The sequence below is a fragment of the Desulforadius tongensis genome (assembly GCF_016907915.1).
GTDB lineage: Bacteria > Bacillota > Desulfotomaculia > Desulfotomaculales > Desulfohalotomaculaceae > Desulforadius > Desulforadius tongensis.
The window spans coordinates 1-26,544 of sequence record NZ_JAFBCW010000009.1 but is presented as its reverse complement, the minus strand read 5'-3'; the positions used below and the strand labels follow the sequence as shown (position 1 = coordinate 26,544).

Annotated in this window: 24 protein-coding genes and 1 riboswitch; of the genes, 18 read left to right on the top strand and 6 right to left on the bottom strand. The window is 45.4% G+C overall.

Annotated features, from left to right (window positions below):
* Positions 1-85: 85 nt before the first annotated feature.
* From JOC37_RS04995 to JOC37_RS04960, 8 genes are all read left to right on the top strand, one after another.
* On the top strand, positions 86-970 hold the full coding sequence (locus JOC37_RS04995) for a DUF1614 domain-containing protein (protein ID WP_204616772.1): 885 nt from the start codon (positions 86-88) through the stop codon (positions 968-970).
* On the top strand, positions 970-2,211 hold the full coding sequence (spoIIP, locus tag JOC37_RS04990) for a stage II sporulation protein P (protein WP_204616771.1): 1,242 nt from the start codon (positions 970-972) through the stop codon (positions 2,209-2,211). Before JOC37_RS04995 ends, spoIIP begins: the two co-directional genes overlap by 1 nt.
* Positions 2,212-2,291: 80 nt before the next feature.
* A complete protein-coding gene (locus JOC37_RS04985) occupies positions 2,292-3,197 on the top strand; it encodes a YIEGIA family protein (protein WP_420797278.1) in 906 nt (301 codons plus the stop codon).
* A gap of 29 nt (positions 3,198-3,226) precedes the next feature.
* A complete protein-coding gene (locus tag JOC37_RS04980; protein WP_204616767.1) occupies positions 3,227-3,409 on the top strand; it encodes a capping complex subunit for YIEGIA in 183 nt (60 codons plus the stop codon).
* Between the two features lie 59 nt (positions 3,410-3,468).
* The gene (locus JOC37_RS04975) at positions 3,469-4,782 is read left to right on the top strand and encodes a DUF512 domain-containing protein (RefSeq protein WP_204616765.1); all 1,314 of its coding nucleotides are present in this window, start codon (positions 3,469-3,471) and stop codon (positions 4,780-4,782) included.
* Positions 4,783-4,845: 63 nt separating this feature from the next.
* A complete protein-coding gene (der, locus tag JOC37_RS04970) occupies positions 4,846-6,168 on the top strand; it encodes a ribosome biogenesis GTPase Der (RefSeq protein ID WP_204616764.1) in 1,323 nt (440 codons plus the stop codon).
* Between the two features lie 21 nt (positions 6,169-6,189).
* Complete coding sequence (gene plsY / locus JOC37_RS04965; protein ID WP_204616762.1) at positions 6,190-6,789, top strand: glycerol-3-phosphate 1-O-acyltransferase PlsY; 600 nt, start codon at positions 6,190-6,192, stop codon at positions 6,787-6,789.
* 19 nt (positions 6,790-6,808) lie between these two features.
* Positions 6,809-7,843 carry an NAD(P)H-dependent glycerol-3-phosphate dehydrogenase gene (locus tag JOC37_RS04960; protein ID WP_204616760.1) on the top strand — a complete coding sequence of 345 codons (1,035 nt, stop codon included), beginning with the start codon at positions 6,809-6,811 and terminating at the stop codon, positions 7,841-7,843.
* Here the strand turns inward: JOC37_RS04960 and JOC37_RS04955 are convergent.
* Positions 7,773-8,438, bottom strand: a complete 666-nt coding sequence (locus JOC37_RS04955; protein ID WP_204616758.1) for a MarR family winged helix-turn-helix transcriptional regulator — start codon at positions 8,436-8,438, stop codon at positions 7,773-7,775. The genes JOC37_RS04960 and JOC37_RS04955 overlap by 71 nt on opposite strands.
* A 439-nt stretch (positions 8,439-8,877) precedes the next feature.
* Here JOC37_RS04955 and spoIVA point away from each other — a divergent pair, with 439 nt between their 5' ends.
* The gene (gene spoIVA / locus JOC37_RS04950) at positions 8,878-10,356 is read left to right on the top strand and encodes a stage IV sporulation protein A (RefSeq protein WP_204616756.1); all 1,479 of its coding nucleotides are present in this window, start codon (positions 8,878-8,880) and stop codon (positions 10,354-10,356) included.
* 85 nt (positions 10,357-10,441) lie between these two features.
* On the opposite strand, the gene JOC37_RS04945 is transcribed toward spoIVA, so the two are convergent.
* The 3 genes from JOC37_RS04945 to kamA form a co-directional block, all read right to left on the bottom strand.
* A complete protein-coding gene (locus JOC37_RS04945; RefSeq protein ID WP_204616754.1) occupies positions 10,442-11,575 on the bottom strand; it encodes a DUF362 domain-containing protein in 1,134 nt (377 codons plus the stop codon).
* Between the two features lie 99 nt (positions 11,576-11,674).
* Positions 11,675-12,547: a putative beta-lysine N-acetyltransferase gene (ablB, locus tag JOC37_RS04940; protein WP_204616752.1), complete on the bottom strand. Its 873-nt coding sequence runs from the start codon at positions 12,545-12,547 to the stop codon at positions 11,675-11,677.
* Positions 12,534-13,808, bottom strand: coding sequence for a lysine 2,3-aminomutase (gene kamA, locus JOC37_RS04935; protein ID WP_204616750.1), 1,275 nt, complete (start codon positions 13,806-13,808; stop codon positions 12,534-12,536). Before kamA ends, ablB begins: the two co-directional genes overlap by 14 nt.
* A gap of 375 nt (positions 13,809-14,183) precedes the next feature.
* Positions 14,184-14,315, bottom strand: a riboswitch (cyclic di-AMP (ydaO/yuaA leader).
* A gap of 448 nt (positions 14,316-14,763) precedes the next feature.
* Here kamA and JOC37_RS04930 point away from each other — a divergent pair.
* The 8 genes from JOC37_RS04930 (at position 14,764) to JOC37_RS04895 (ending at position 22,303) form a co-directional block, all read left to right on the top strand.
* Positions 14,764-15,216 (top strand): ACT domain-containing protein, encoded by a 453-nt coding sequence (locus tag JOC37_RS04930; protein ID WP_420797277.1) that lies wholly within the window; start codon positions 14,764-14,766, stop codon positions 15,214-15,216.
* Between the two features lie 30 nt (positions 15,217-15,246).
* A complete protein-coding gene (locus tag JOC37_RS04925; protein WP_204616746.1) occupies positions 15,247-16,539 on the top strand; it encodes a homoserine dehydrogenase in 1,293 nt (430 codons plus the stop codon).
* Positions 16,540-16,545: 6 nt separating this feature from the next.
* Positions 16,546-17,448 (top strand): homoserine kinase, encoded by a 903-nt coding sequence (gene thrB / locus JOC37_RS04920; RefSeq protein WP_204616744.1) that lies wholly within the window; start codon positions 16,546-16,548, stop codon positions 17,446-17,448.
* 59 nt (positions 17,449-17,507) lie between these two features.
* Positions 17,508-18,722: an aspartate kinase gene (locus tag JOC37_RS04915; RefSeq protein ID WP_204616743.1), complete on the top strand. Its 1,215-nt coding sequence runs from the start codon at positions 17,508-17,510 to the stop codon at positions 18,720-18,722.
* A gap of 152 nt (positions 18,723-18,874) precedes the next feature.
* The gene (locus tag JOC37_RS04910; protein ID WP_204616741.1) at positions 18,875-19,222 is read left to right on the top strand and encodes a DUF134 domain-containing protein; all 348 of its coding nucleotides are present in this window, start codon (positions 18,875-18,877) and stop codon (positions 19,220-19,222) included.
* An 81-nt stretch (positions 19,223-19,303) separates the two neighbouring features.
* Positions 19,304-19,894 (top strand): ATP-dependent Clp endopeptidase proteolytic subunit ClpP, encoded by a 591-nt coding sequence (gene clpP / locus JOC37_RS04905; RefSeq protein ID WP_204616739.1) that lies wholly within the window; start codon positions 19,304-19,306, stop codon positions 19,892-19,894.
* A gap of 152 nt (positions 19,895-20,046) precedes the next feature.
* Positions 20,047-21,255 carry a threonine ammonia-lyase gene (gene ilvA, locus JOC37_RS04900; RefSeq protein WP_204616737.1) on the top strand — a complete coding sequence of 403 codons (1,209 nt, stop codon included), beginning with the start codon at positions 20,047-20,049 and terminating at the stop codon, positions 21,253-21,255.
* Between the two features lie 112 nt (positions 21,256-21,367).
* A complete protein-coding gene (locus JOC37_RS04895; RefSeq protein ID WP_204616736.1) occupies positions 21,368-22,303 on the top strand; it encodes an alpha/beta hydrolase in 936 nt (311 codons plus the stop codon).
* A gap of 43 nt (positions 22,304-22,346) precedes the next feature.
* On the opposite strand, the gene hcp is transcribed toward JOC37_RS04895, so the two are convergent.
* A complete protein-coding gene (gene hcp, locus JOC37_RS04890; protein ID WP_204616878.1) occupies positions 22,347-23,633 on the bottom strand; it encodes a hydroxylamine reductase in 1,287 nt (428 codons plus the stop codon).
* Positions 23,634-23,906: 273 nt separating this feature from the next.
* Here hcp and JOC37_RS04885 point away from each other — a divergent pair, with 273 nt between their 5' ends.
* A complete protein-coding gene (locus JOC37_RS04885; RefSeq protein WP_204616734.1) occupies positions 23,907-25,967 on the top strand; it encodes a RecQ family ATP-dependent DNA helicase in 2,061 nt (686 codons plus the stop codon).
* A 52-nt stretch (positions 25,968-26,019) separates the two neighbouring features.
* Here JOC37_RS04885 and JOC37_RS04880 read toward each other — a convergent pair.
* On the bottom strand, positions 26,020-26,544 hold a 525-nt coding region (locus JOC37_RS04880; RefSeq protein ID WP_238480765.1), incomplete at its 5' end, for a LysM peptidoglycan-binding domain-containing protein.

Sequence of the window (26,544 nt, the reverse complement as noted above, 5' to 3'; positions counted from 1 at the left end):
AGGGTGAACTTTACGAATAAAGATATCTTGTTTCTGGGTAGTATACAAGTGTAAAAATGTTAATTTTGCTTAAGGAGGCAGGTTTATGACACAATTTCCCTTTGGTCTAATTGCATTAATAGTTGTTTCCTTTTTAATTTATTTTGGATTGGCTCACCGGGTGCTGGATCGAATGAGGCTTAGCGATAAAGCAGCCTTGGGTATTATTGTAGCCCTCATTATAGGCAGCTTTATAACCATTCCCCTGCCCTTGGGCAACATCAGAGCCTCCATTAACGTGGGAGGCGGCATAATACCGGTGGCACTGGCCATATACCTGCTGTCCAAGGCGGGTACTCGCAAGGAGTGGGTGCGGGCAATAGTGGCCACCGTGGTTACCGGTTTGGTTGTTTACTATGTTGGTTCACTGGTGATGAGAGGTTTGCCGGAGCCGGCGGGACGATTTGGTGTAATTGACTCCCTTTATTTATACCCGCTGGTTGCTGGTATCACCGGGTACCTGGCCGGCCGTTCCCGCCGTTCGGCATTTATTGCCGCCACTTTGGGTGTAGTGCTGGTGGACGTGTTTCATTTTGTATGGTTGGTACGCAGCGGTGCCACCGGCGGTACAGTGGCCATAGGTGGGGCTGGAGCATTTGACGTAACTGTATTGTCCGGTATTGTGGCGGTTTTACTGGCTGAAATATTTGGCGAATTAAGGGAACGACTGCAGGGCGGTCCGGCCACCGAGGGTCGGCCGGATGAACTTTTGGCCGGTTTAAAAAAGCCTGAAATTAATAGGCACGATGAAAAGGCTGGAGCTGAGCCAAAACCGGCCCCGGCCATGGAAGCGGCGGATATTGAAGTTGATGATACCATGCCCTTTACCGGGGGAGAAGAAAATGAGCATGATAAAGGCATAGATTTTACAGAACTTGCCGGTGGATTGAACGTAACCAGAGACACGGCAGAAAAAAGGAGGAAAGAATAATGAAGAATAAATTTAGAACTCACCTGGCAGCGGCTATGCTGGCATTGGGTGTGGTACTGCTGGCCATGGCAGTAACGGATTTTGCTGTAACTACCCGGCCTGTATGGAGTCCTTCTGCTGTAATAAGCAGCGACAAGGTGAATCACATTGTGGGTAATACCGTAGAAATTTATGATGAAAAGGGAAACTTGGTTTCTAAGATGTGCCGGTTTGTTGATAGCGGTGATGAAATAATTAAGAATGACGGCCGGCGTTTTAGAATAAGTAAGGTGGACGGCGGCAGGGCCACCGCCAAAATGCTGGGGATGGATAAGGATTACCTGGCCTGGGTGGATTATTTTAATAATCTTAAAGAGGTACCTGTGACCGCCAATAAGCTCCAAAACCGGCCCGTTGCCATTTACCAAACCCATACAGATGAATCTTACGTACCTACAGATGGTTCGGAGTCTAAACCCTTTAGAGGGGGAATATTAAATGTGGGCAAAAGGTTTGCTCAAGAACTGGAAAAAAGAGGAGTTAAGGTAATATACAGTGAAAACAAGCATGATCCCCACGACAACAATGCCTACATGCGTTCCCGGCGTACTGCCACCGAGCAGATGAAAAGAAACCCCATTGCCATATTTGATATTCACCGGGACGGCATACCGGATGCTAATTACTACAGAAGACAAATTGGCAATAAAGAGGTAACCCAGCTGCGGCTGGTGGTGGGCAAGCAAAATCCTAAAATGCAATCCAATAAAGACTTTGCTAAAAGGGTGATGGCATATACCAATCAGAAGCATCCTAAATTGGTTAAAGAAATTTTTGTAGGAAGGGGTAACTATAACCAGGACCTGTTGTCCACTGCAATGCTCATTGAGGTGGGCACCCACACCAACAAACGGGAAAAGGCAGAAGATGGGATTGCTCTGTTAGCTGATGCGGTACCTGTGGTATTGGGGCTGAGCGGTGCTGTCGGTGGACCCGGCACGGAGGTCAGCCGTGATGCAGGCAGCACAGGATGGACAACTTTGGCCTGGATAATTGGTGCTCTACTGGTGGGAGGCGGGGCCTTTCTTTTAATGAGCACCGGCAGTTTGAAGGGTGCCGCTGAAAAACTGGGCGGTTTGGGTAAAGAAATGACCAGTTTCATGGCCCCAGTACGAAAAATGGTGGGTAGCAAAAAAACATCAAGCGAGAAAGAATTATCCCCCGCCAAAAGAAAAGAGGAAAAAGAAACTGAAGACAGGTAGATCAATACTTTTCAAATAAAAATTACCGGCTGGAATTAACTCCGCTGGTCATACCATACAAGGAGGAATAGCTTATGGAACTGCAGGACTATCTATTGGTAATAATTGTTGGTACCCTTACCGGCACCCTTACCAGGATAGTCCTGCTGCGTGTTGATTATCACCAGTATCCCGGTTATCCCCATGGGTATATAGTACATTTGTCTCTGGGGTTTGTGGCCTCTGCCCTTGGTGCAGTGGCGGTTCCCGCACTGATGGACAAGGAGTATACGGCATTTACCTTTTTGGCCCTGGCAGCCCAGCAGTTTTCCGAGATACGCAACCAGGAGCGCAGGACGCTGGAAAGCCTGGAAGAGTCAGAGCTGGTTCAGCGGGGTAAAGACTATATTGAAGGTATTGCCAGAACCTTTGAGGGACGGAACTACCTGGTGATGAGTACCGCTTTTATAACAGCCCTCGCCACCCAGCTGGGCATGAACAGTCCCGTTGGCTGGCTGCTGGGTATAGTGGTGGGAACAATTATGATGATAATAAGCCGGATATTTATGAGCGGTAAAACCTTGGGAGATATATGTGAAGTAAGGCCGGCCAAGCTGCGTTTTGAAGGGGCCACACTTTGGGTGGATGATATAGCCATTTTTAACGTCGGTTTGAAAGACAGGCGGAAAAAAATCCTGCAGGACGGCTTGGCAGTAATGATTCACCCCAAGGATGACAATGCCAGGGCTACAATTCACGATATGGGCCAGCGAAACGTAATAGCCCATACCGTTAGTGTAATATTGGGCAGTAAGAAAGATATCGATATTCCTGATTTTACACCTATCCTGCGTAAAGATCCGGATACCGGTAAAGTTGCCCTGTACGTGATGCCGGTGGAAAAGGATATGCAGGCTTTGATAGAATCGGTAAGACGTACTCCGGTGCTGGAAACGGCGTTTAGAAAACCCCTGGCGACCAAGGCAGGACGTGCCGCCGCAGACTAGTAAAATGTAAAAGTAGGGTGTGGTTTTCAATGACTAAAAAAAGGATCTTTGCGGCAGTTGCCACTGACAAAGAAACTGTGAACGGTGGCGTACCCATTTTTTATGCCCAGGATGACGAACAAAGGGATAAAATGGCCGGCACCCTGGCCAATATAGCCGATGGTATGGTGCATGAATTAGAAAACGGTGTAATGATAATTGTTGAGCACTAGGCTTGACTAAAATTTGCGGGTATTAGATAATTTATGCAGTACGTTATTTGGAGGTCAATATGCCTATTAACGGTTTAACAGTTACTGGCATTGTTCCCGGCAGCATTGGTGATGAATTAGGAATAGAACCCGGAGATAAAATAATAGAAATAAACGGCCAGTTAGTACGAGATATTATTGATTACCGCTTTCTCACCAGTGATGAAGAATTAGTTGTTAAATTAATTAATTCCGACGGTGAAGAGTGGTTAATGGAAATAGAAAAGGATTTTGATGAAGACTTGGGGCTGGATTTTGGCACCGAAACCCTGGGACGTATTAAACGGTGTCAAAACAAATGCCTTTTTTGCTTTGTAGACCAAATGGCTCCCGGTATGCGTAAATCGTTGTATGTAAAGGATGACGACTACCGGCATTCATTTTTGCATGGCAACTTTGTTACCCTTACCAACGTAAGAGAGGAAGAACTACAGCGGATTATCAATCAGCGCTTAAGCCCGCTGTACATATCGGTACATACCACTAATCCCCAGCTGCGCCGGAAAATGATGTCTAATCCCCGGGCGGCTAACATTATGTACCAGTTGGAAACTTTGGCTGAAGCGGGTATAGAAATGCACACCCAGGTGGTACTGTGTCCGGAGATAAATGATGGGGAAGAATTAAGCCGTACAGTTCACGACCTGGTAGATTTATATCCCCAGGTGCGTTCACTGGCGGTGGTACCGGTGGGGCTTACCAAGTACCGGGAAGGATTAGCTGGACTGAGGCGGTTTACACCGAAAGAGGCCGGAAAAATTGTACAGCAAATTGAAAATTGGCAGGATAATTTTATAGCCAGGTTTAATTATCCATTTGTATTTGCTTCCGATGAATTTTACATTATGTCCGGCAGGCCCATACCGCCTGATGAACGTTATGCCGACTACCCGCAAATAGAGAACGGTATTGGATTGACCAGGATATTCCTGGACCAGTGGGCAGAAGCAGAACAAAAATTACCTCAAGAAATAAGCCCGCCTAAAAAAGTGGCATTGGTAACCGGCAGCCTGGCATATACAATTATTGAACCGGTGGTAAAAAGATTGAATAAAATAAAGGGGCTGAAAGTGAACCTTTATAAAATTTCCAACAGGTTTTTCGGGGAATCAGTAACAGTAGCCGGCCTGATAACCGGTAGCGACCTGTTACAGCAATTGCCAGGTAAGGATTTAGGTGATAAAATAATTATCCCAGCGGTAATGCTTAAAGATCAAGAAGGAGATGTGTTTTTAGACGATATTACGCTGGATGAACTTTCTAACAAATTGGGGGTTCCGATACAGCCTGTTAATGACCCCTTGGAGCTGGTAGAAACACTGGTGAAAGATTAATTTTTTAAAAATGCGTTTAAACTTTAATTAAAAACTTACTTAATAGAAAGGGCGTGAACTTTGATGCCCAAACCCATTGTGGCTATTGTAGGACGTCCCAATGTGGGTAAATCTACATTATTTAACCGCATAGTCCAGGGTCGGGTGGCTATTGTGGAAGATGAACCCGGAATAACCAGGGACAGGTTGTACTTTGATGCCGAATGGAACAATGTTGAATTTACATTGATAGATACCGGTGGGTTAGAATTTAAAGACATTGATCAATTTACAGCTCAGATTAGACACCAGGCTGAGCTGGCTATTGATGAGGCTGATGTAATATTATTTGTAGTTGATGGCCGGGCTGGGGTGCACCCTACAGACAAAGAAGTGGCATCGGTTTTGCGGCGCAGTAAAAAGCCGGTGATACTGGTGGTCAACAAAGTAGAAACCTTTGATGCCAGTAAAATACCTTTTTATGATTTTTATGAGCTGGGACTGGGCGAACCGATACCGGTATCTGCAGCAGAAGGCTTAAACACGGGGGATCTGCTGGATAAAGTGGTGGAACTGCTGCCGAAGGTTGAAGAAGATGAATATCATCCCGATACCGTTAAAATTGCGGTCATTGGCAGGCCCAATGTGGGTAAATCTACACTGGTCAATGCCATACTGGGAGAAGAAAGGGTTATTGTCAGTGACATACCGGGTACCACCCGGGATGCCATAGATACCCATATAGAGAGGGATGGCAAACATTATATATTAATTGATACTGCCGGTATGCGGCGAAGAAAAAAAATTGAACTGGCTGCCGAGCGATACAGTGTTATCCGGTCGCTGCGGGCGGTGGACCGGTCGGATGTGGTGCTGATGGTTATTGATGCCACCGAAGGAGTTACCGAGCAGGATAAACGCATTGCCGGTTATGCCGAAGAAAAGGGCAAAGCAATTATTATAGTGATTAATAAGTGGGATTTAATCGAAAAAGATGATAAAACTATGCTGCGGTATAACGAGGATATCCGGGAAGAACTTGGTTTCATCCAGTATGCGCCTACTATATATATATCAGCACTGACCAAGAAAAGGGTAAACAAAATATTGGAACTGGTGGACTTTGTGGCAGAAAAACATAACTTCCGTCTGGCCACCAGCAGCCTAAACAAACTGGTACGGGAAGCGGTGCAGCAAAACCCGCCCCCGTCGGATAAGGGTAAGAGACTGAAGATACTTTATGCTATTCAAGGAGGTGTGGCGCCGCCAACATTTATACTGTTTGTTAATGATCCCGGGTTAATGCATTTTTCGTATAAACGTTATTTAGAAAACTTTTTCCGTTCTGCATATGGTTTTGAAGGGACACCGATCAGGTTTATTTTACGCAAGCGTGAAAAGGAATAATTTTTTAGGTGGAGAAAGCCCGTGTTTCAATATAATATTATTATTTCCTTAATAATTGGATATTTGTTGGGTTCCGTACCGACCGGTTACCTGCTGGCCCGATGCTGGAAAGGGATAGACATTAGACAATATGGCAGTGGTAATATTGGTGCCACCAATGTTTGGCGCACTTTAGGAGCAGCTCCGGGTTTGGTAGTCCTTTTGATTGATATGGCTAAAGGTGCCGCAGCCGTATTGATAGCCCGGTATTTTGGCGGTACCGGTGCTGAACTGGCTGCTGCGGTGGGAGCGCTTTTGGGACACAGCTACCCGCTGTTCCTTAAATTCAGGGGAGGCAAGATAATTGCCACCGGGGCCGGTATTATATTCACTATTTCGCCTTTGTCTGGTTTGGTTGGTTTGGTGTTGTTTGCCAGTGCGGTGATTTTAACCCGGTACGTTTCTGTGGCTTCCATGACGGCAGCTGTATCCATACCGGTATCCTTTTACCTGCTGCATATGGAGCGGCCCTATATAGTATTTGCAGCTGCTGTGGCAGCCTTTGCCATATATAAACATCGGTCCAACATCAAAAGATTAATTACCGGCACTGAATTTAAAATTGGCCAGAAAAAGTTTTAATTACTGGGAGGAAATGTCAATGGGAGAAACTATTGCAGTGGTTGGTGCGGGCAGCTGGGCAACTGCCCTTTCAATACAGCTGGCAAAAAATGGGCATTATGTAAAAATGTGGGGGCGTAATACCCTTGCAGTTGATGAAATTAATAATAACAGGGAAAATAAAAAATACCTTCCTGGGGTAACCATACCTGATAATGTAAGGTGTACTACCGATCTGGAAGAGGCGGTTTCCGGCAGCAGGGTAGTTCTTTATGGTGTGCCCTCCCACACTTTTCGGGAAGTTTTAAAAAACACTTTACCATTTTTAGCCAAAGATTCCACAGTGATAAACGCAGCTAAGGGAATTGAAGAAAACAGTTTAAAACGGATGTCGGAGGTATTTGTGGAAGAAACCGGTTCCCGGGAGAAAAGCAGGTATGTGACCCTTTCCGGACCCAGTCATGCAGAAGAAGTGGGCAGGGATATTCCCACCGCATTGGTGGCGGCATCATGGGATATAAAGCGTGCCGAATATGTACAGGGGTTATTTATGTCCGATAGTATGCGGGTTTACACAAATACTGATGTGGTGGGTGTTGAACTGGGTGGTTCGTTAAAGAATATTATCGCTTTGGGTACGGGTATTGCCGATGGTTTGGGATTTGGAGATAATACCAAAGCTGCTTTAATGACCAGGGGACTGGCTGAAATGACACGACTGGGTAAAGCTATGGGGGCATCACCCCTTACATTTGCCGGATTGACCGGGGTAGGTGATTTGATTGTTACCTGTACCAGTATGCACAGCCGCAACCGCAGGGCCGGTATAGAGATAGGAAGAGGAAAGTCTTTGGAAGAGGCGGTAAAAAGTGTGCGCATGGTGGTGGAAGGAGTGCGTACCACCAAGGCGGCCAAAAAATTGGCCGCCGTGCATGAAGTGGAAATGCCCATTACAGAGCAAACGTATAATGTGCTGTTTAAAGGCTTTTCAGCCCGGGAAGCAGTTATGAATCTGATGGGTCGGGACAGCAAACCGGAGCTTGAAGAGGTTGCCCTGGTGAACTGGCCGATTTAATATGCCGGTAAATGGTTTCCACATATTCGATAACCTCTTTTCCAATTAAATGTATAACGGAGTTTTTTAACCATTCATAAACATCATTATTTTCCAGTGCCTCGCCGGTAATGATCATCAGGCTGTGTTTAAATAATTCCGCTTCCTTGGCCATATAAAGGGCGGCTAACTTTTGCCCCTTGGCGGTGGCTTTTAAAGCTGATGTCTTACCGTCCACAGGGGATATGGTGATTAATTTTTTCTTTTGCAGGGAATGGGTGATGCGGCTGGCGGTGGACCGGTTCCATAAGCATAGTTCAGCCAAATCACTCATAGAAAGTTTTTTGATGGTAATTATGGTTAAAAGGGCGGTAAACTGGGCTGGTGTCAGTACAAAACTTTTTAGTTCTCTTTCAAAGGCCACATCGAGGCTGTGATACAAGCGGCGTAAATACATCCACAAGCGCCAGCGTTCTGCAAGCAGGGGATCATTTTTACAAGGGTGATCCTTAAGTAATGACGCTATAGTTTTATTTAAGTCACCTTGCAGAAACTTCTGGCGTTTTTTTAGTTTGGATTGCTTACGCTTTTGGCGAAAATGTTTTTTCTGCTTCAAAATACTCACCTCTGCAACTTAAGATGTCGGTAAAACAGTGCCTTGCTGCCGTAGATTTTTAAGGTAGTGGGGCATTTTTTTTAGTGTACGTTGCATATAGATATAATGTTCCACAAAATGGAAGTAATTTTTATCAAAAAAATTTATTAATTTATCATTTTTGAGGTTCTATGCATCATACAATTAACCAGTGCGTTAGTAAATTTTTCATGTTTTTATGTTGTACCGTCATAATACTAATTTTCGCTCATATATATATATTGTTATTGTATGCTTTTGGAAAAAAATACACATGAACGGGACTACCCGGTGCCTGGGTTAGGGGCAGTAATTATAATCGCTGTCCTGACCTTGTTTGCTTGGCAGGGGAGGGATGCATTTTTTATATATAGATTAGGAACGTTAATAATTTATATATTTCAAAGGAGGGAGAGTGCGTATGGAAAAAATTGATCTTTTCCGCGATATTGCGGAACGCACCGGCGGAGATATCTATTTGGGCGTAGTCGGTGGTGTGCGAACCGGCAAGTCCACATTTATAAAGAGATTTATGGATTTAACAGTTATTCCTAATATTAAGAATGTACACGACAGGGAACGGGCTAAAGATGAACTCCCTCAAAGCGGAGCCGGTCGTACCATAATGACCACTGAGCCCAAATTTGTTCCCAATGAAGCGGTGGAAATTGTCATCAGTCCCAGCCTGCAGGTGAAGATGCGCCTGGTGGACTGTGTGGGCTACCGGGTGGAAGGGGCCCTTGGTTATGAAGAAGAGGACGGCCCAAGGATGGTTACAACTCCCTGGTTTGAGGACCCCATTCCCTTTCAGGAAGCTGCAGAAATAGGAACACGAAAAGTGATATCTGAACATTCCACCATCGGCGTACTGGTTACCACAGATGGCTCTATAACCGATATTCCCAGGGAAAATTACATTGAAGCGGAAGAAAGGGTGGTGGAAGAACTAAAGGAGCTGGGTAAACCCTTTGTTATATTAATGAACAGTATTCGTCCCACCTCCCCGGAAGTAGAAGCGATGGCCATGGAACTGCAGGAAAAGTATGATGTGCCGGTGCTGCCGGTTAATGCGGCAGAATTAAGCCAGGAGGACATTTTATATATATTAGAGCAGATTCTCTTTGAATTTCCCGTCAATGAAGTTAGTATTTCGCTGCCGCCGTGGGTTGAAGAATTGGATTCCAAGCACTGGTTAAGAGATAATTTTGAAGAGGCGGTAAAAACCACTGTACATCATGTGCGCAGGCTGCGGGACATTGAAACTGCCGTTGAAGCTTTAGCCGGGTATGATTTTGTGGAACAGGTTAATCTTAAAAGTATGGATATGGGAACTGGTTCTGCTTCCATTGAAATGCTGGCCAAACGGGATCTGTTTTATAAAGTGCTGACCGAGGAATGCGGGCATGAAATTAAGGGCGACGAAGACATCTTCCGTTTGATGCGGGAGTTTGCAGTGGCCAAAAATGAATGGGATAAAGTGGCGGAAGCGTTTGCCGAGGTTAAAGAAACCGGTTACGGTGTGGTGACACCGCGGTTGGATGAAATGAACCTGGAGGAACCGGAACTGATTCGCCAGGGAAGTCGTTTTGGAGTTAAGCTAAAAGCCAGTGCTCCCTCACTGCACATTATCAGGGCGGACATAACTACTGAGATAACTCCTATCATTGGCACTGAAAAACAGTGTGAAGAGCTGGTGCGTTATATGCTGGATGAATTTGATGAAGATCCGAAAAAAATCTGGTCATCGGAGATATTTGGTAAGAGCTTGCATGATTTAGTTCGCGAAGGTGTGCAAAACAAAATACACCGCATGCCTGAAAATGCCCAGGCAAAACTGCAGGAAACTCTGCAGCGCATTGTTAATGACGGCAGTGGTGGGTTAATTTGTATCATTATATAGTATGAGAAACCTTGGTCTAAAAAGCGGCCAAGGTTTCTTTATGTCTTTACCGGCATGAGGGTCTACCCTGAAAAAGTTATCTTATTTATCGCAGTAATCTTTTCCCCAGCCAGTGCTGGTGTATCTGCACAGCTTTGTGCGGGCACAGCTCCTGGCAGCAGAAACAGCGGATACATGAATCCAGCGTTAACTGGGGCTGGCCATTTACCATGGTAATGGCACCGGCCGGGCAGCAGCGGTGACACTCTCCGCAGCCCATGCAGAGTTCCGGGCTGAAAACCGGCCTGGGCTGCAGCCTGCTGATAAATCTTTTTAGAAACCCGGGCAGGTTAAAATCAACATTTTTGTGGCTGGGTAATTTGAAAGGCGGGTTGAGCTCCGGTAAAGGGTCTGCTAACAGTTCAATTTCCGCCGGGGGTGGGCAGAGTCCCTGTTCTTTGGCCAGTTGAATGAAAACCAAAGAATCCGGTTTTATACCAATCAAATCGGAACATATATAATCAAGGGCGTAGGGGTTGGTACTGGCCAGCAGCAGGCCTGCTTCCCGGGGAGAACCGGCTGTGGGTCCGTCACCTTCCATTCCCACCACTGCATCCATGATGTTTAGGGAAGCGGGCAGCAGGGTGTTGATGTCAATTAATAGCTGGGAAAATTCCCGTAATTTTTGCATATTAAAGTGATATTCGGCTTTTTTTAGCCCCGGAACGGCCCCGTACATCAGCTTAACCGCCCCGGTATACCTGGTCATGCAGTGGGTTTTAAGTTTAGGCAGTGCAATGATAACATCTGCCTTTGTCAGCACTTTAAGCAGTGTCAGCTGCTTCACCGCTTTGCCCCGGGGGTGGTTGAGCACTGTTTCACTGGTATCAAAATTTAAATCGCAGCCGGTTTTTTCAGCCACTTCGGTCATGCCTGTGGCCCGGTAAACCGAGCGCAGCACCCCCCTGCTGGAGGGTCCGCCGGGGGAGTCGACAATAAAGGGTTTTCCACCTGCCTGCTGAACTAGTCTAACCACTGCCTCTACCACCAGCGGATGCGTGGTGGCAGCTTCGGCGGGTTTCTTTTTAGCAACCAGGTTCGGTTTAACGGCCACCACCTGCCCAGGCTGCACAAATTTTTCTATTCCTCCTAAACTGTTGATCAATTTGTTCAGGGCGTTATTTATTTTTAGTTTGTCATAGGCCGGGCACTTGGCCGCAGCTACGGCTGTTTTTTGCAAGCTATTACTCTCCCTTCACGGGGCATATTTGCCATCCATGGATTAGATACCGGTGCCGCACCTCCTGTACGGCATCCTGTCTCCCCCGGTATTCCGCGCCTAGTTTGGCAGCGGCTTATCCATAAACGTGGCTTTTACCCATAAATGCATGTCCTCCCAGGTACTGCATATGTGACAGTTATTTATTAATGTGCCGCTGTAAGTGTAGCCCATACGGTGAAAAATCAAATTAATGCCCAATTCTGAAGAGCGGGATAAGCTGTATAAACATTTGATACCTCTTTTTGCCGCTGCGTGTTCCAAATCTTGTATGATGATACTCATTAACCCTTTACCCCGGTGTTCGGGGAGGGTGGCGCAATTGGTCATTTCGGCGTTGCTGTTTTCCATATCCATTTCTGCCGCGCCGGCAGCGGCAATTACATTGTTGTGCACTGCCAACCGGAAAATGGTACTGTTTTTCATTAACTTCAATATATAACTTTCTTTGTCCAGCGGTGTGGGATAGGTGGAAAAAATTTTTCCAAACAGCTCGGCCAGCGCCGGGGCATCCCCCGGCCCGGCATCCCTAAAGGTATAACCCTCCGGTATTTTACCGGCGGGCTTAACCGGCAGAGATAATATTTTTTGCAGCTCACTCATTTTCTTTTTTAAGTGTGGACTGTACTGGCGGTTTGGCTCCGGGTAGGCGGCCATAAAGTAAGCGGTTTTGCCGTTTAAAAAGCCTTCTGCTCGGCCTTCCAGTATAAAGCCCTGTTCTTTTAAAGGTTCTAGATCTTTCTCCCTAGCAGGTATTATTATTTTCTGTGCCGAAAATTTGGCTGCATTTTTAAATAGAAATTCAGAGAATGCTGGTATATCTGTAAAGCTGTAATCTGAAACCCAAATACGCTGGTTTATTTTATCAATCATGGCCTTAATTTTAAATGATGATTCACTATGCTGTAATGCAGATTGCTTATCTATTAACAACGTCTATCACTCCATCACTATCCAACTTGCTTTTTAGATTTTTAGATTTTTTAGGTTTACTTGGTATAAGCAGACTGGCTGGGCCAACAGATTTTTCATTATTTTTTTTCATACAGGTCATGCAGCTATCACAACTGCTGGGTTTATCATTTGTTTCTTCATATACAAACATTTTACCTTCATAATTGCGAAGAATTACTTTACTGTCTGATTGCGAAATTATGTACTGGGGGTTAATCGGAATTTTACCGCCACCACCGGGTGCATCCACTACAAATTGGGGTATGCATAAACCAGAAGTGTGTCCCCGCAGTGATTCAATAATTTCAATGCCTTTAGAAACAGAGGTGCGGAAGTGGCTGATACCCCTTGATAAATCACATTGGTACAGATAATATGGACGTACTCTAATTTTTACCAGCTGCCGAACAAGATTTTTATAGATATGTGAACAATCATTAACTGTTTTCAATAATACGCTTTGGTTACCCAAAGGGATGCCGGCGTCAGCTAATTTAGTACAGGCGGTGGTGGATTCTGGTGTGATTTCTTTAGGGTGATTAAAGTGAGTGTTTATCCATAAAGGTTGGTATTTTTTTAGCATACTGCACAGTTCATTTGTAATCCGTTGGGGTAGTACAACCGGCATACGTGAACCGATACGGATAATTTCTACATGCTCAATGGAGCGAAGCTGTTTAAGAATATATTCCAATTTGCTGTCGCAAAGAGTAAGTGGATCACCACCGGAAATAATTACGTCTCTAATTTCTGTGGTTTTTCTTATGTAGTTAATGGCTTTATCAACCTGTGACTTTGGCATAGGTTTATCATGGGAACCGGCCATCCGCCGACGGGTGCAGTGACGGCAGTACATAGCACATTGGTCAGTAACTAATAGCAGTGCTCGATCTGGGTAGCGATGAGTTATTCCTGGCACGGGAGAGTCGACATCTTCATGAAGTGGATCTTCCATATCAGATTGGTTAATTTGTGTTTCCATTTCGCTGGGCACGGCCTGCTTGCGAATAGGACAGTTCTTGTTAGTGGGGTGCATGAGGGAAGCATAATATGGAGTAATAGCCATTCGAAAGTATTTTAAACATTTTTCAATGCTTTTGGTTTCTTGATCAGAAAGAGATATAATTTTTTTCAGTTCGTTGACTGTTTTAATCCTGTTTCTAATTTGCCACTGCCAGTCATTCCAATTATCTTCAGTGGCATTTGAAATTTTTAACAATTTGTTTTTTAAAATATTCATTATTACCTCCTAATTTTAATAATACTTCATACTTAACCTCATAGTACCAAGGACAAGGGCTGACGCCTGCTTTGCACCCTTGACACCATTGCGGCAGCCTGACTAGAAAAACTGAAGGGTTGGTTAAGATTAATATTTTTAGTTTCAAAGAACATTTGTATCATTTGTCTTTACCTCCCTGAAATACATGAGCTGCATATTATGCAAATATGCAAAATGTTTACTTTAAAAAAATAAATACCCACACTCCTTGAAAAATTCCAAGGGGTATGGGCATAATTTAAAAGGCCTGCACAGGGCAGGCATATGTTTTGAATAAATTATCATAATCTGGAATATATATAGAAATACTGGTGTTTTTTATTATATTCCAGTACACTCCCCTTGCCACGCCTACGAGGTTAGCTGACGGGTTCGGGCCGAAGGGTAGCCCTACCAATAAAAAATGGATTCACCCCAAAAGTTGGATCCCCCGCTTCTCGTCTGAGAACTAAGCGTTCTTTTAAAAATATAGAATTTTATAAACTTGTTACAATTGTAGATATTATATCTGCTAATGGGGAAATAGTCTAATACCATGTGGTTACAAATGACATTAATAATAGGGATTTAAGCCTGTTATATAGAATTTGGTGTATGTAAACAACAAATATTATTTTATTGCTTTAAACACCAGATCAAGTCCGAATTTATGTGCAAATTTTTAGCTGGAAAACTGTATACCGGAACAAGCGCCTATATAATTTTTTAGTTTTTTCCAAATTACCTTCTAACTGGGGAATTTGTAAATTGCTCATTTATTTTTTAGAGTCAAATCCTTTTTACACAATTATACGAACTTAACTCTAACTGTATTTTGGGGCATAATAAAATTAATTATTGTCAGCAAAATATTCAAGTGTTATAATGTCTGCATGTGAAGGAATTATATCCTTCACACGGGGACAGGAGGGTGATGTTGTTGCGCAGTAAAGATCCACGTTATTTTTTGGTGCGTGAAGATATATTACCTGAAGCGATACTGAAAACGGCTAAGGCCAAGGAACTGCTGCGTAAGGGACAGGCTATAACTGTTAACGACGCGGTGGAAAAAGTAGGTCTTTCCCGCAGCGCCTTTTATAAGTATAAGGATGGGGTATATCCCTTTTATCAATGGAGTAGGGGTAAAATAGTTACCCTGTCGTTGTTGTTGGAGCACCGTGCTGGTGTGCTGTCGAATATATTGAATAATATTGCCCATGTTCATGGTAATGTGCTGACCATTAACCAAAATGTACCCCAGGAGGGGGTGGCCAATGTGGCTGTGTCTATTGAAACTACCGAACTGGTGGGCGATTTGGAGGAATTGGTAACCCGGCTGCAAAAATTGGACGGTGTACAGCGGGTTGATGTGGTAGGTCAGAGTTAATTTATTATTGTAAACTGTGGAGGTTAAATTATGAAGGTAAAACAGGTGGTAAAAATAGGTTTACTGGGATTGGGTACAGTGGGGCGGGGCGTTTACCGCATATTAACGGAAAATGCCGTCAACATAGAGCGCAGGATCGGGTTAAAGTTGGAAATAAAAAAGGTACTGGTAAGGGATTTAAACAAGGACCGGGGTGTAAAAATAGATCCCGGTATGTTGACAACCGATATTAATGAGATAATTAACGATCCGGAGATAGATATTGTAGTAGAAGTTCTCGGCGGGGTAAATAAAATTTTAGATTATGTATTACGAGCTTTAAATAACGGTAAAAGCGTGGTAACTGCCAACAAGGATATGGTGGCCATGCATGGAAAGGAATTGTTTGCTGCCGCAGAGGCAGGCAGCTGTGATCTTTTCTTTGAAGCCAGTGTGGCCGGTGGTATTCCCATTATCCGTACAATGAAGCAAAGTTTGGCTGCTAATAATATTGAACAGGTTTTTGGTATAATTAACGGAACAACTAACTATATGCTGACCAAAATGACCAGGGAAGGTTCGGATTTTGATACCGTATTAAAAGAGGCCCAGGCTAAAGGATATGCAGAAGCCGATCCCAGTTCTGATGTTGAAGGTTATGATGCTGCCCGTAAGATTGCCATTTTGGCATCCATAGCTTTCAATACCAGGGTAACTTTGGATGATGTTTATGTAGAGGGAATTACTAAGATTTCCAGTGAAGATATTGCTTATGCCAGTGAACTGGGTTATATTATTAAATTATTAGGAATTGCTAAATGGACGGAGGAAGGTATAGAGGTAAGGGTTCACCCCACTCTCATTCCCCGGGAACACCCGCTGGCATCGGTGAATGATGCATTTAATGCGGTATTTGTCCGGGGAGATGCGGTGGGTGATACCATGTTTTACGGTCAGGGAGCAGGGGAGCTGCCCACTGCCAGTGCGGTGGTGGCGGATATAATGGATGCTGCCCGGGATTTGGTGAGGAATGTGCCGGGCATTATTGGGTGCACCTGTTATGATAATAAACCCATTAAACCGATGGGTGAAACTAAGAGCCGCTTTTATGTACGTGCCCTTGTATCTGATAAACCAGGTGTGCTGGCATCAATTGCCCTGGTATTTGGCAATAAGAATGTAAGCCTGGCATCGGTGATTCAAAAGGATGAGGAAGGAAGTACAGCGGAACTGGTGCTGATTACCCATGAAACAAAAGAGGAAAATTTACAGGATGCCCTGGCAGATATCAGGCAGCTTTCATGTGTTAAAGATATACCTAACGTGATACGTGTTGAGGGGTAGAGGATAATGATTCGTGTTCAGGTTCCTGCTACAACAGCCAATCTCGGCCCGGGATTTGACTGTTTGGGAATGGCTTTAAAACTGTACAATACGGTGGAAATGGATGAGACCTCTGCCGGGTTGACCATTGAAGTACATGGTGACGGTGCAGCGAGTATCCCCCGGGATGAAAGCAATATTGTTTATAAAGCAGCGCACAAGGTATTCCAGCATGTGAATTATAATCCCGCGGGGTTAAAAATTAGGCTAACTAACCGAGTACCTGTTTGCCGGGGGTTGGGCAGCAGTGCAGCGGCAATTGTGGGCGGCATTGTTGCAGCCAACATTTTATCCGGCGGCAAACTAAGTAAAGATAAATTGCTGGCACTGGCTAATGAAATGGAAGGGCACCCGGACAATGTGGCTCCTGCTTTGCTGGGCGGTATTATAGCTGCTACCGCTGCTGAGGGGGAAGTGCGGTATCTGTATATTGCCCCGCCGGCGGGATTAAAAACGGTGGTGGCCGTGCCGGATTTTCAGCTGTCAACTAAACGGGCCCGCGAGGTTCTGCCCGGTCAGGTGCCGCTGCAGGATGCAGTGTTTAACGTAGGCAGGACGGCTTTGCTGGTTACGGCCCTGTGCCAGGGTGATTTAAGCAAGTTAAATTATGCCATGGAGGACCGGCTGCATCAAAGTTACCGGGCTTCACTGGTGCCCGGCATGAAGAAGGTGCTGGCTGCCGCCAGATTGGCCGGCGCCAGGGGGGTTGTGTTATCCGGGGCGGGCCCGACATTAATTGCTTTTGCAGATGAAAATTTTGATTTGATTGCCAAAGTAATGAGAGATACCTTCAGGGAAAACGGGATTATGGCTAAAGTGATGGTGCTGGAACCCAGCCCGGTGGGTGCCAGGGCTGTGGAAAGAATGTAGAATTTTTTACAGTTTAAAATTTCAATTTGAATAAATTAGGCAGGAGTGAATAAGCGGTAATGTTAATAGTGCAGAAGTACGGCGGCAGTTCAGTGGCTACCCCGGAACGCATAAAAAGGGTTGCCGGCAGGGTGGCGGAAGGTTATAAAGCGGGGAACAAAATGGTGGTGGTGGTGTCGGCCATGGGCGATACCACTGATGATTTAATCAACCTCATGAAGGAGATTACCAATAATCCTCCTGAGCGGGAAGTTGATATGCTGCTTTCCACCGGTGAGCAGGTGTCCATTGCGCTTTTGGCCATGGCTATAAATGATTTGGGGTGTAATACCGTGTCTCTTACCGGCGGCCAGGCTGGAGTAAAAACCAACCGTGTTTATAGCAAGGCTAAAATTATTGATATTGATACAAAACGCATAGAAAATGAGTTAGATAAGGGTAATGTTGTGGTGGTGGCCGGTTTCCAGGGTGTTAATGAGAATGAAATCACCACCCTGGGACGCGGCGGTTCGGATACTTCAGCTGTGGCACTGGCAGTGGCTTTAAAAGCTGATTTGTGCGAAATATACACCGATGTGGACGGGGTATACACTGCAGATCCGCGGGTGGTACCGGAGGCGAGAAAATTAAAGGCGGTATCTCACGATGAAATGCTGGAATTGGCCAGCTTAGGAGCTAAAGTACTGCATCCCCGTTCGGTGGAGCTGGCCAAATTATATAACATGCCCATTGTGGTGCGTTCCAGTTTTGATTTTAACAGTATGGGTACCGTTGTTCAGGAGGTTAGTGAAATGGAAAAGGATTTAATTATCAGTGGGGTAACCCACGATGACAATGTGGCCAGAATAGGTTTGTATGATGTTCCCGATAAACCGGGTATTGCTTACAGTGTTTTTAGAGCATTGGCCAATAAAAATATTGACGTAGACATGATTATCCAAAGTGCGGTGCGCAACAACGTTAACGATATTTCTTTTACCATTACCAGGGATGACCTGCGCAAGGCGCTGGCGGTGGTGGAAGAAATTCAGCGGGAAGTGGGGTTCAGCCGTTATGCCCATGATGAAGATGTTTCCAAAGTTTCTATCATCGGATCCGGTATGGTTAGCAATCCCGGCGTAGCGGCTACTATGTTTGAAGCTTTGGCGGAAGAAGGAATTAACATTGAAATGATTACCACGTCGGAAATAAAGGTATCCTGTGTGGTAAAAGCTGATCAAGCAGTTAAGGCAGTAAAAGCTATTCACAAAAAGTTTGAGCTGGATGCTGTTTAAAAAGGCAGGACGTATCGCTAATGATACGTCCTTTTAAATTTGTAAAAAACCACATAATATATATCAAACCGAGTTATTAATAACAAATTATGGCTTGATTATAATTGACATACGTTCATTTTGTAACTAGAATATTTTTAGGAGGGGATGCCATGCCGCGACCACCTAAATGCAGGAGAGTGGAGTTCGTTCCAGAAATTACATATTTTAAACCTGCCGGTGTGCCTTTGCTAAACCTGGAAGAAATGGCTTTGACGGTGGAAGAGCTGGAAGCCATTCGCCTGAAGGATTTGGAAGGCCTGGAACAGGAAGTTTGCGCCGAAAGAATGCAGGTATCAAGACCCACCTTTCACCGCATTTTGGCTGCTGCTCGTAATAAAGTTGCCCAGGCGCTGGTACAAGGGAAGGCAATAAGGATAGAGGGCGGCAATTTTCGGCATGTGGGTATGCACGGTGGCAAACGCTGTAGAAACAAAGGCAAACCCGTGAAAAAACAGTGATCCTGTGGTACCGAACATGGGGTAACGTTTTTATAACTAATGTAGTATATCTAATATATACATGAAAAGGAGGTATAAGTTATGCCGGCATTGGTACCTATTGTGGTTGAGCAGACAAACCGGGGTGAGCGGTCATATGATATTTATTCACGGTTATTAAAGGATCGCATTATCTTTATCGGTGGTGCCATAGATGACAGTGTGGCAAACTTGATTATTGCCCAGTTACTGTTTTTAGAGGCGGAAGACCCGGGAAAGGATATCTACCTGTATATAAATTCGCCGGGCGGGGTAGTAACGGCGGGGTTGGCCATTTATGATACCATGCAGTATATTAGACCGGACGTATCTACTATTTGTATGGGGCAGGCTGCCAGTATGGGTTCCTTTTTGCTGGCGGCAGGAGCAAAGGGAAAACGGTTTGCTTTACCCTATGCCCGCATTATGATTCACCAACCCCTAGGTGGGGTACAGGGCCAGGCTACGGATATAGATATTCATGCCAGGGAAATTTTAACAATGAAAGAAACTTTAAATAAACTGCTGGCCTATCACACCGGTCAACCAGTTAGTACCATAGCCCGGGATACCGAACGGGATTTCTTTATGAGTGCAGATCAAGCTAAAAGGTACGGCATTATTGATAACGTTATTACAAGAAGAATTAAATAATTCTGAAAAGACTTGTACCTAATGCGTGCAAGTCTTTTTTGATGTATTATGTTTTTGGGATAAGAAACACGGCGGTTTACCTCAGGTGTACATTAAATGGCATATTTTCGGTAAGCATAAGCATAAAAATTTTCAGCTTAGAGGTGATAACTTTGAACAGCGTATCGCTTGAAGACATCAAAGCTGCTCGCCGGGTTTTGGCAGGGGTGGTTAGAAAAACGGATGTTATTTACAGTCCCATTAACGAATTATGCAGCTGTGAAGTTTATTTAAAATTGGAAAACCTGCAGCAGACGGGTTCTTTTAAAATTCGCGGTGCTTATAACAAAATATATAATCTTACTCCGGAACAAAGAGCAAAGGGTGTAATAGCATCGTCGGCGGGCAATCATGCCCAGGGAGTGGCGCTGGCAGCATCTGCTTTTGGTATTAAGTCAACCATTGTAATGCCGGAAACGGCTCCCCTGGCTAAAATAACTGCCACCAAAGGATACGGGGCTGAAGTAATACTGCATGGCAATGTTTATGACGATACCTATGCCAAGGCGGTGGAAATACAAAATCAGACCGGGGCGGTGTTTATACACCCCTTTGATAATCCGCACACCATAGCCGGCCAGGGAACTATTGCCCTGGAGATACTGGAAGATATACCGGATATTGATGCCATCATAGTGCCCATAGGTGGCGGCGGGCTGATAGCGGGAATAGCTCTGGCTGCCAAGGCCATAAACCCGGATATAAAAATTATCGGGGTAGAAGCCAGCAATGCAGCGTCGATGAAGAAATCGGTGGAAGAAGGAAAACTGGTCAGTTTAACCAGTGCGGCCACAATAGCTGACGGTATTGCGGTAAAAACTCCCGGTAAATTAACATATCAAATTGCCAGCCGGTATGTAGATGATTTTGTGACGGTGGATGAAGATGAAATTGCCAATGCTATACTAATGCTGCTGGAAAGGTTTAAACTGGTGGCCGAGGGTGCCGGTGCCGCATCCATGGCGGCGGTGGCCAGCGGAAAGGTGAAAATGCCGGGTAAAAAAGTGGTGGCGGTAATAAGCGGCGGCAACATTGACGTTAATGTTCTTTCCCGCATTGTGGACAAGGGTCTGGCCAAAGCGGGACGCAAAACAGAGTTAAGCACCATTGTTTTGGACAAACCGGGCAGGCTGCAGGAGATGCTGAAAGTAATATCGGATATGGGAGCAAACATCGTAGAAATTCATCACAACCGTATTAGTTTAGAGGCGGAATTGGGCTGTGCCCGGGTGGACTTGGTAATAGAAACCCAGGATAATGAACATCTGGAGATGCTGTTGAAAGAGTTGAAAAATAAGGGGTACAAGGTGGATAGGGTTTAAAGTTTTTCTTTATTTAAGGGAGAACCAAGGGATAATTTGGTTCTCTTTTTTACTGCATGTTTAAAGAAATCACAGGTTAACATAATAAAAAAACAATCTATGGTGAAATGGGATGAAGAGCGGTCATAGAAAATTATTGTATGTATTTATTTTTTTTACGGTTATAGTTCTGCTGGCTGTTTTAGGAAGGAAAGTGGTTTTTAATTCCCCAATTAACCCTATTTCTAAAACCAAAAACATTTCACAGCGGTATGAAAAGTTGAGCCTTAAAGACAGCAGTACCTATATAGTATTTTTAAACGGTTTAGGGACCAGGTGCAACGGGACACGTTATACCAATATGGGATTTGAACATATTAGAAAAAGGCTTACTTCTTATGGTTTTCATTATAACGATAACCGGTTTCTATTATATAGTTATACCGGGGGAGAAATAAGGGCGGGAAACTGGTTTCCAAATAAATATGGGCCCGAAGATACCGGTCAGCCCATTGAAATAAGTGTAAAACATTTAAATGACTTAATTGATGATTTTTCAGCTGTCCATCCGGATGCCCGGTTTATACTTGTAGGTCACAGTTTGGGAGGTTATGTGGCTTATGATTTTGTAAGCCGGTATTATACGGAAAATAGTAACAGGATAGAAGGGGTAGTAACGCTAAATGCGCCATTAATCGGCTCTGTTTATAATGTACCTGATTTTATTTTAGATGCCCTGGGGCAGACCGGCTCGATTTGGGGAAGTACCGCGGTAAAACGTATAGTTTCGGAAAATGAATTTAGAGAAGAGATAAAAGAATTTAGAAAGGAAGTGGCCAACAGGCTGCAGAAAAAAGGAATACATATCGCAACCTTTGCCACTGAACAGGACTTAATTGTTAATCCCTGTTCGGCTTATTTAATAGATACGAACGATAAACCGGTTACAGAAGGGGACATTATTTCTGTCAGCAGGCTGGGAAAATTACCGGACAGCCTTTTTGGACACAGACAGGTATTAAAAGTGGATTTGATAGCCGATTATATTATATCAATTTTAGAAACGTAATTAAGGGGGAGTTGGAAGAATCCAACTCTCCGGTTGTTATTTGTTACTTCATCATTTCTGCCAGATCTGTTTTGGGGTCACTGATAAGCTTCAGGTTAAAGTTATCCTGCAGTACTTTCAGTACACCCGGGGTGATGAATTCCGGTGGTTTAGCACCGATGTAGATATTTTTAATACCCAGGCTGAACAGGGCGAGCAGAATGGCCACTGCTTTTTGTTCGAACCAGGACAGCACGATGGATAACGGCAGCTCGTTCACGGAGCATTCAAATGCCTCTGCCAGGGCAGCGGCAATTTTAACTGCAGAAATAGAGTTGTTGCACTGGCCCAGGTCGATGTAGCGGGGAATGTTGGTACCCGGTACTGTACCGTAATCCAGATCGTTAAATCTAAACTTACCGCAAGAAGTGGTCAGGATTACACATTCTTTAGGCAGTGACATGGCCAGTTCCCTGTAGTATTGGTTGCCCTTACCCGGTGCATCGCAGCCGGCAATGACAAAGAAACGTTTAATTTTACCGGTCTTAACTGCTTCGATAATTTCCGGCGCCAGCTTTAAAACTGTTTCGTGGTGGAACCCGGTTGCCAGTGTTTTGTCTGACTGTACACTGGCTTCCGGCAGTGACAGGGCCTTTTCAATCAGCGGTGTAAAGTCATCGTTTTCAATTTTGGTTACCCCCTCCAGGCCGGCTACGTCGTAGGAAAAGAAGCGGTGGGAGTAACTGCCGCGGATGGGCATTACACAGTTTGTGGTGGCCAAAATGGCACCGGGGAACTCTTCAAACAGTTTTCTTTGGTCGTACCATGCTTTGCCAATGTTGCCCTTTAGGTGCTGGTATTTTTTTAATTGCGGGTAGCCGTGGGCCGGCAGCATTTCTGAGTGGGTGTAAATGTTAACTCCCTTTCCCTCAGACTGTTTTAACAGCTGCTCCAGTGCAAAGAGGTTGTGTCCGGTAACCACAATGCATTTACCTTCAATTTTATCCGAAGTGACGGTTACCGGTTGTGGAATACCCAGGCGGTCGGTGTGCGCTTTATCCAGCAGTTCCATAACCTTAACGGTGGCAGTACCCACTTTAAGGGCCATGTTAATAGTTTCCTGCAGGTTGAAGTTTACGTTGGTCAATGTGGAGTACAGTGCTTCGTGGGTAATGGCATCCACTTCCGGATCGGTATAGCCCAGCTGTCTGGCGTGGGTGGCGTAAGCAGCTGCTCCTTTGAGGGCAAAGATGATGGTGTCCTGCAGGCTGGCCAGATCAGGGTCTTTACCGCATACACCGGCTTTGGTGCAGCCGCCTTTGGGTGTTTGTTCACACTGGTAGCAGAACATGGCTAATTTTTCTTTTTCTTTATTGAATATTGACAGCATTAAAATAATCCCTCCTAAAATTTATTTAGAGCGTTTTGGGCAGTTGATTAACGATGGTTTGATTATACTCGGTTAAGTAAATCTATTGTATGATATAGGTCATAACTGCGGAGTGAGATTAGTCACATGGGCAAAGGCTGCCAATGGCGGCCGGGGTTGGTAGGATAACATTTATGGACAACCTTAAAATGCTGGGTTACAATGAAAGAAATAAACCATAAGGAGAGTTTTGTATTGGCTGAATTACTGGCTGCTTTACATAAATACTTTGGATTTGAGGATTTTCGACCCGGCCAGCGGGAGATTATCGAAAAAGTAATGGCCGGCAGTGACGTGCTGGCGGTGATGCCCACCGGGCGGGGTAAATCCCTTTGTTACCAACTGCCCGGTTTGATGCTGCCGGGGGTAACGCTGGTTATTTCACCGCTGGTTGCTTTAATGAAAGACCAGGTGGACAGCCTGCACACCAGAAACCTGCACCAGGTTACATTACTAAACAGTCAGCTTACCAGGGAAGAACAGCGGGAAAGGCTGCGGGGCATAAAACGCGGGGAATATAAACTAATATATGTGGCTCCCGAACGACTGCGTACCAGGAGCTTCAGCAGCCTGTTGGCCGATATGCCGTTGACACTGCTGGTGGTGGATGAAGCCCACTGCATATCTCAATGGGGACACGATTTCAGACCGGATTATTTATACCTGCGGGAATTCATAGAAAGTATTGCCAATCGTCCCAGGGTGCTGGCCCTTACTGCTACAGCCACGCCCAGGGTGCAGCAGGATATATTGAAGCAGCTGGGGATAGAAAATGCGGTCAAAGTTGCTGCCGGCAGCGACCGGCCCAATTTATATTTGGAAGTTAGGCGGCTCCCCGGCGGCAGTTCTAAACTGCAGGCCCTGGCTGAGGTTTTAACTGCAGAAAGGGGCAGCGGGATAATATATACTGCCACCAGAAAAGAAACTGAAGAGGTGGCCCAGTTTTTAATTTCTCAGCTGGGAATCAATGCCGCTCCATACCACGCCGGCATGGATTCGGAACAGCGGGCTGAAGTGCAGGAAGCATTTATTAGCGGCAAATATTCTGTGGTGGTGGCCACCAATGCCTTTGGCATGGGCATTGATAAACAGGATATCAGGTTTGTGATTCACTTCAGTATGCCATCCAGCCTTGAGGCTTACTATCAGGAAGTGGGCAGGGCGGGGCGTGACGGGGAACCGGCCAAATGTATACTTTTTTATGCTCCCCGGGACCGGGCCCTTCACCAGTGGATGATTGACAATGACAGTATAACCCGGGAACATATGGTGATTTTTTGGAAAGCATATCAAAGAGATTTGCGCGGCGGCCGTTCGGTGCTGAACCTGGCTGAATTAAATGCGGCGGGACTGGATGAAAACAGATTGCGACTGCTGGTGGGAGCGCTGGAACGCCGGGGGGTGATCTCCTTGATCGAGCGGAATGCAGAGCATTTGGAAGTGGAACCGGGCCCCACCGAGATGGGCCCTAAGATTGCCCGGGACATACTGCAGGAGTCCCAAAGGCGCCGGGCTGACCGGCGCGATAAGTTGTCCGCCCTGGTTAACTGGATTCACAGCGGCCGCTGCCGCCGGGCGGTGCTGCTGGATTACTTTGGTGAAAAAGTGAAGCAAAAACCCCACCTGTGCTGCGATAACTGCAGCGGTAATCATGCAGAAGAAGATGTTTCCTTTGAACCGCTGGAGATACTGCGCTGTGTAAAACAGTTACGGCGCGGTGTGGGACGTAAAAAGCTGGCTGCTATTCTGCATGGTTCCAAAGCTAGGGATATTATCGACCGGGATTACCATCTCCTGCCTAACTATGGCAAATTAAAAAACCGCACTGTCGGTGCCATACTGGCCATGGTGGATAGACTTTTGGGTGATGGTTATTTAATAACCGGCGGGGATCAATACCCGGTGTTGGAACTTACTCCCCAGGGATGGGAGGCAGTTTCAATGGGCAACCCCATGCCTGTGCCGGTTGAAGTGACAAAAAATGTGCCCACTATCAAAGTGCAGGGAAGTATAACCAGCGGAACAAAAGAGCTGGATGAGGAGCTGCTGGCGGCGTTAAAAGAATACCGGGGCAGTCTGGCCCGCCAAAGACAGCTGCCCGCTTTTATGTTTTTTCATGACCGGGTTTTAGAAGAAATTGCCCGGCAAAAGCCTACAACTGTGGAAAGTTTAAGCCGCATTCCCGGCATCGGTCCTAAAAAAGTATCTGAGTACGGCAGAGACCTGCTGGCCATAATAGGGTATCATTGCAAGTAAATAAGAACCGGCCTGAAAAGTACCGGTTCTTATTTAGGTTTAACACGGGTATTTAAGTTCTGGGGATGCAGATAATTTGACCGATTCTTAACCTGTTGGGATCAACACCGGGATTAGCTTTCTTTATAGCCTCTACGGTGGTGTTGTACCTCATCGCCAGTTTGTAGAAAGTGTCGCCCGGTCTTACTCTATACGGGAATGTACCCCGCGGGCAGGGCCCCGGAGGCGGTACAGGCTTACCGGGAATGCAGATGGTTTGACCGATCTGCAGGTTGTTGGGATCGACACCGGGGTTGACATTCATTATGGCTTCTACAGTGGTATTGTATTTTTGTGCCAGTTTATAGTAGGTGTCGCCGGCTTTAACTTTATACGGGAAAGTTCCCGGTGGGCAGGTTGGAGGAACCGTGCCGGGAATGCAGATGGTTTGACCGATCTGCAGGTTGTTGGGGTCGACACCGGGGTTGGCGTTCATTATGGCCTCTACAGTGGTATTGTATTTTTGTGCCAGTTTATAGTAGGTGTCGCCGGCTTTAACTTTATACGGGAAAGTTCCCGGTGGGCAGGTTGGAGGAAC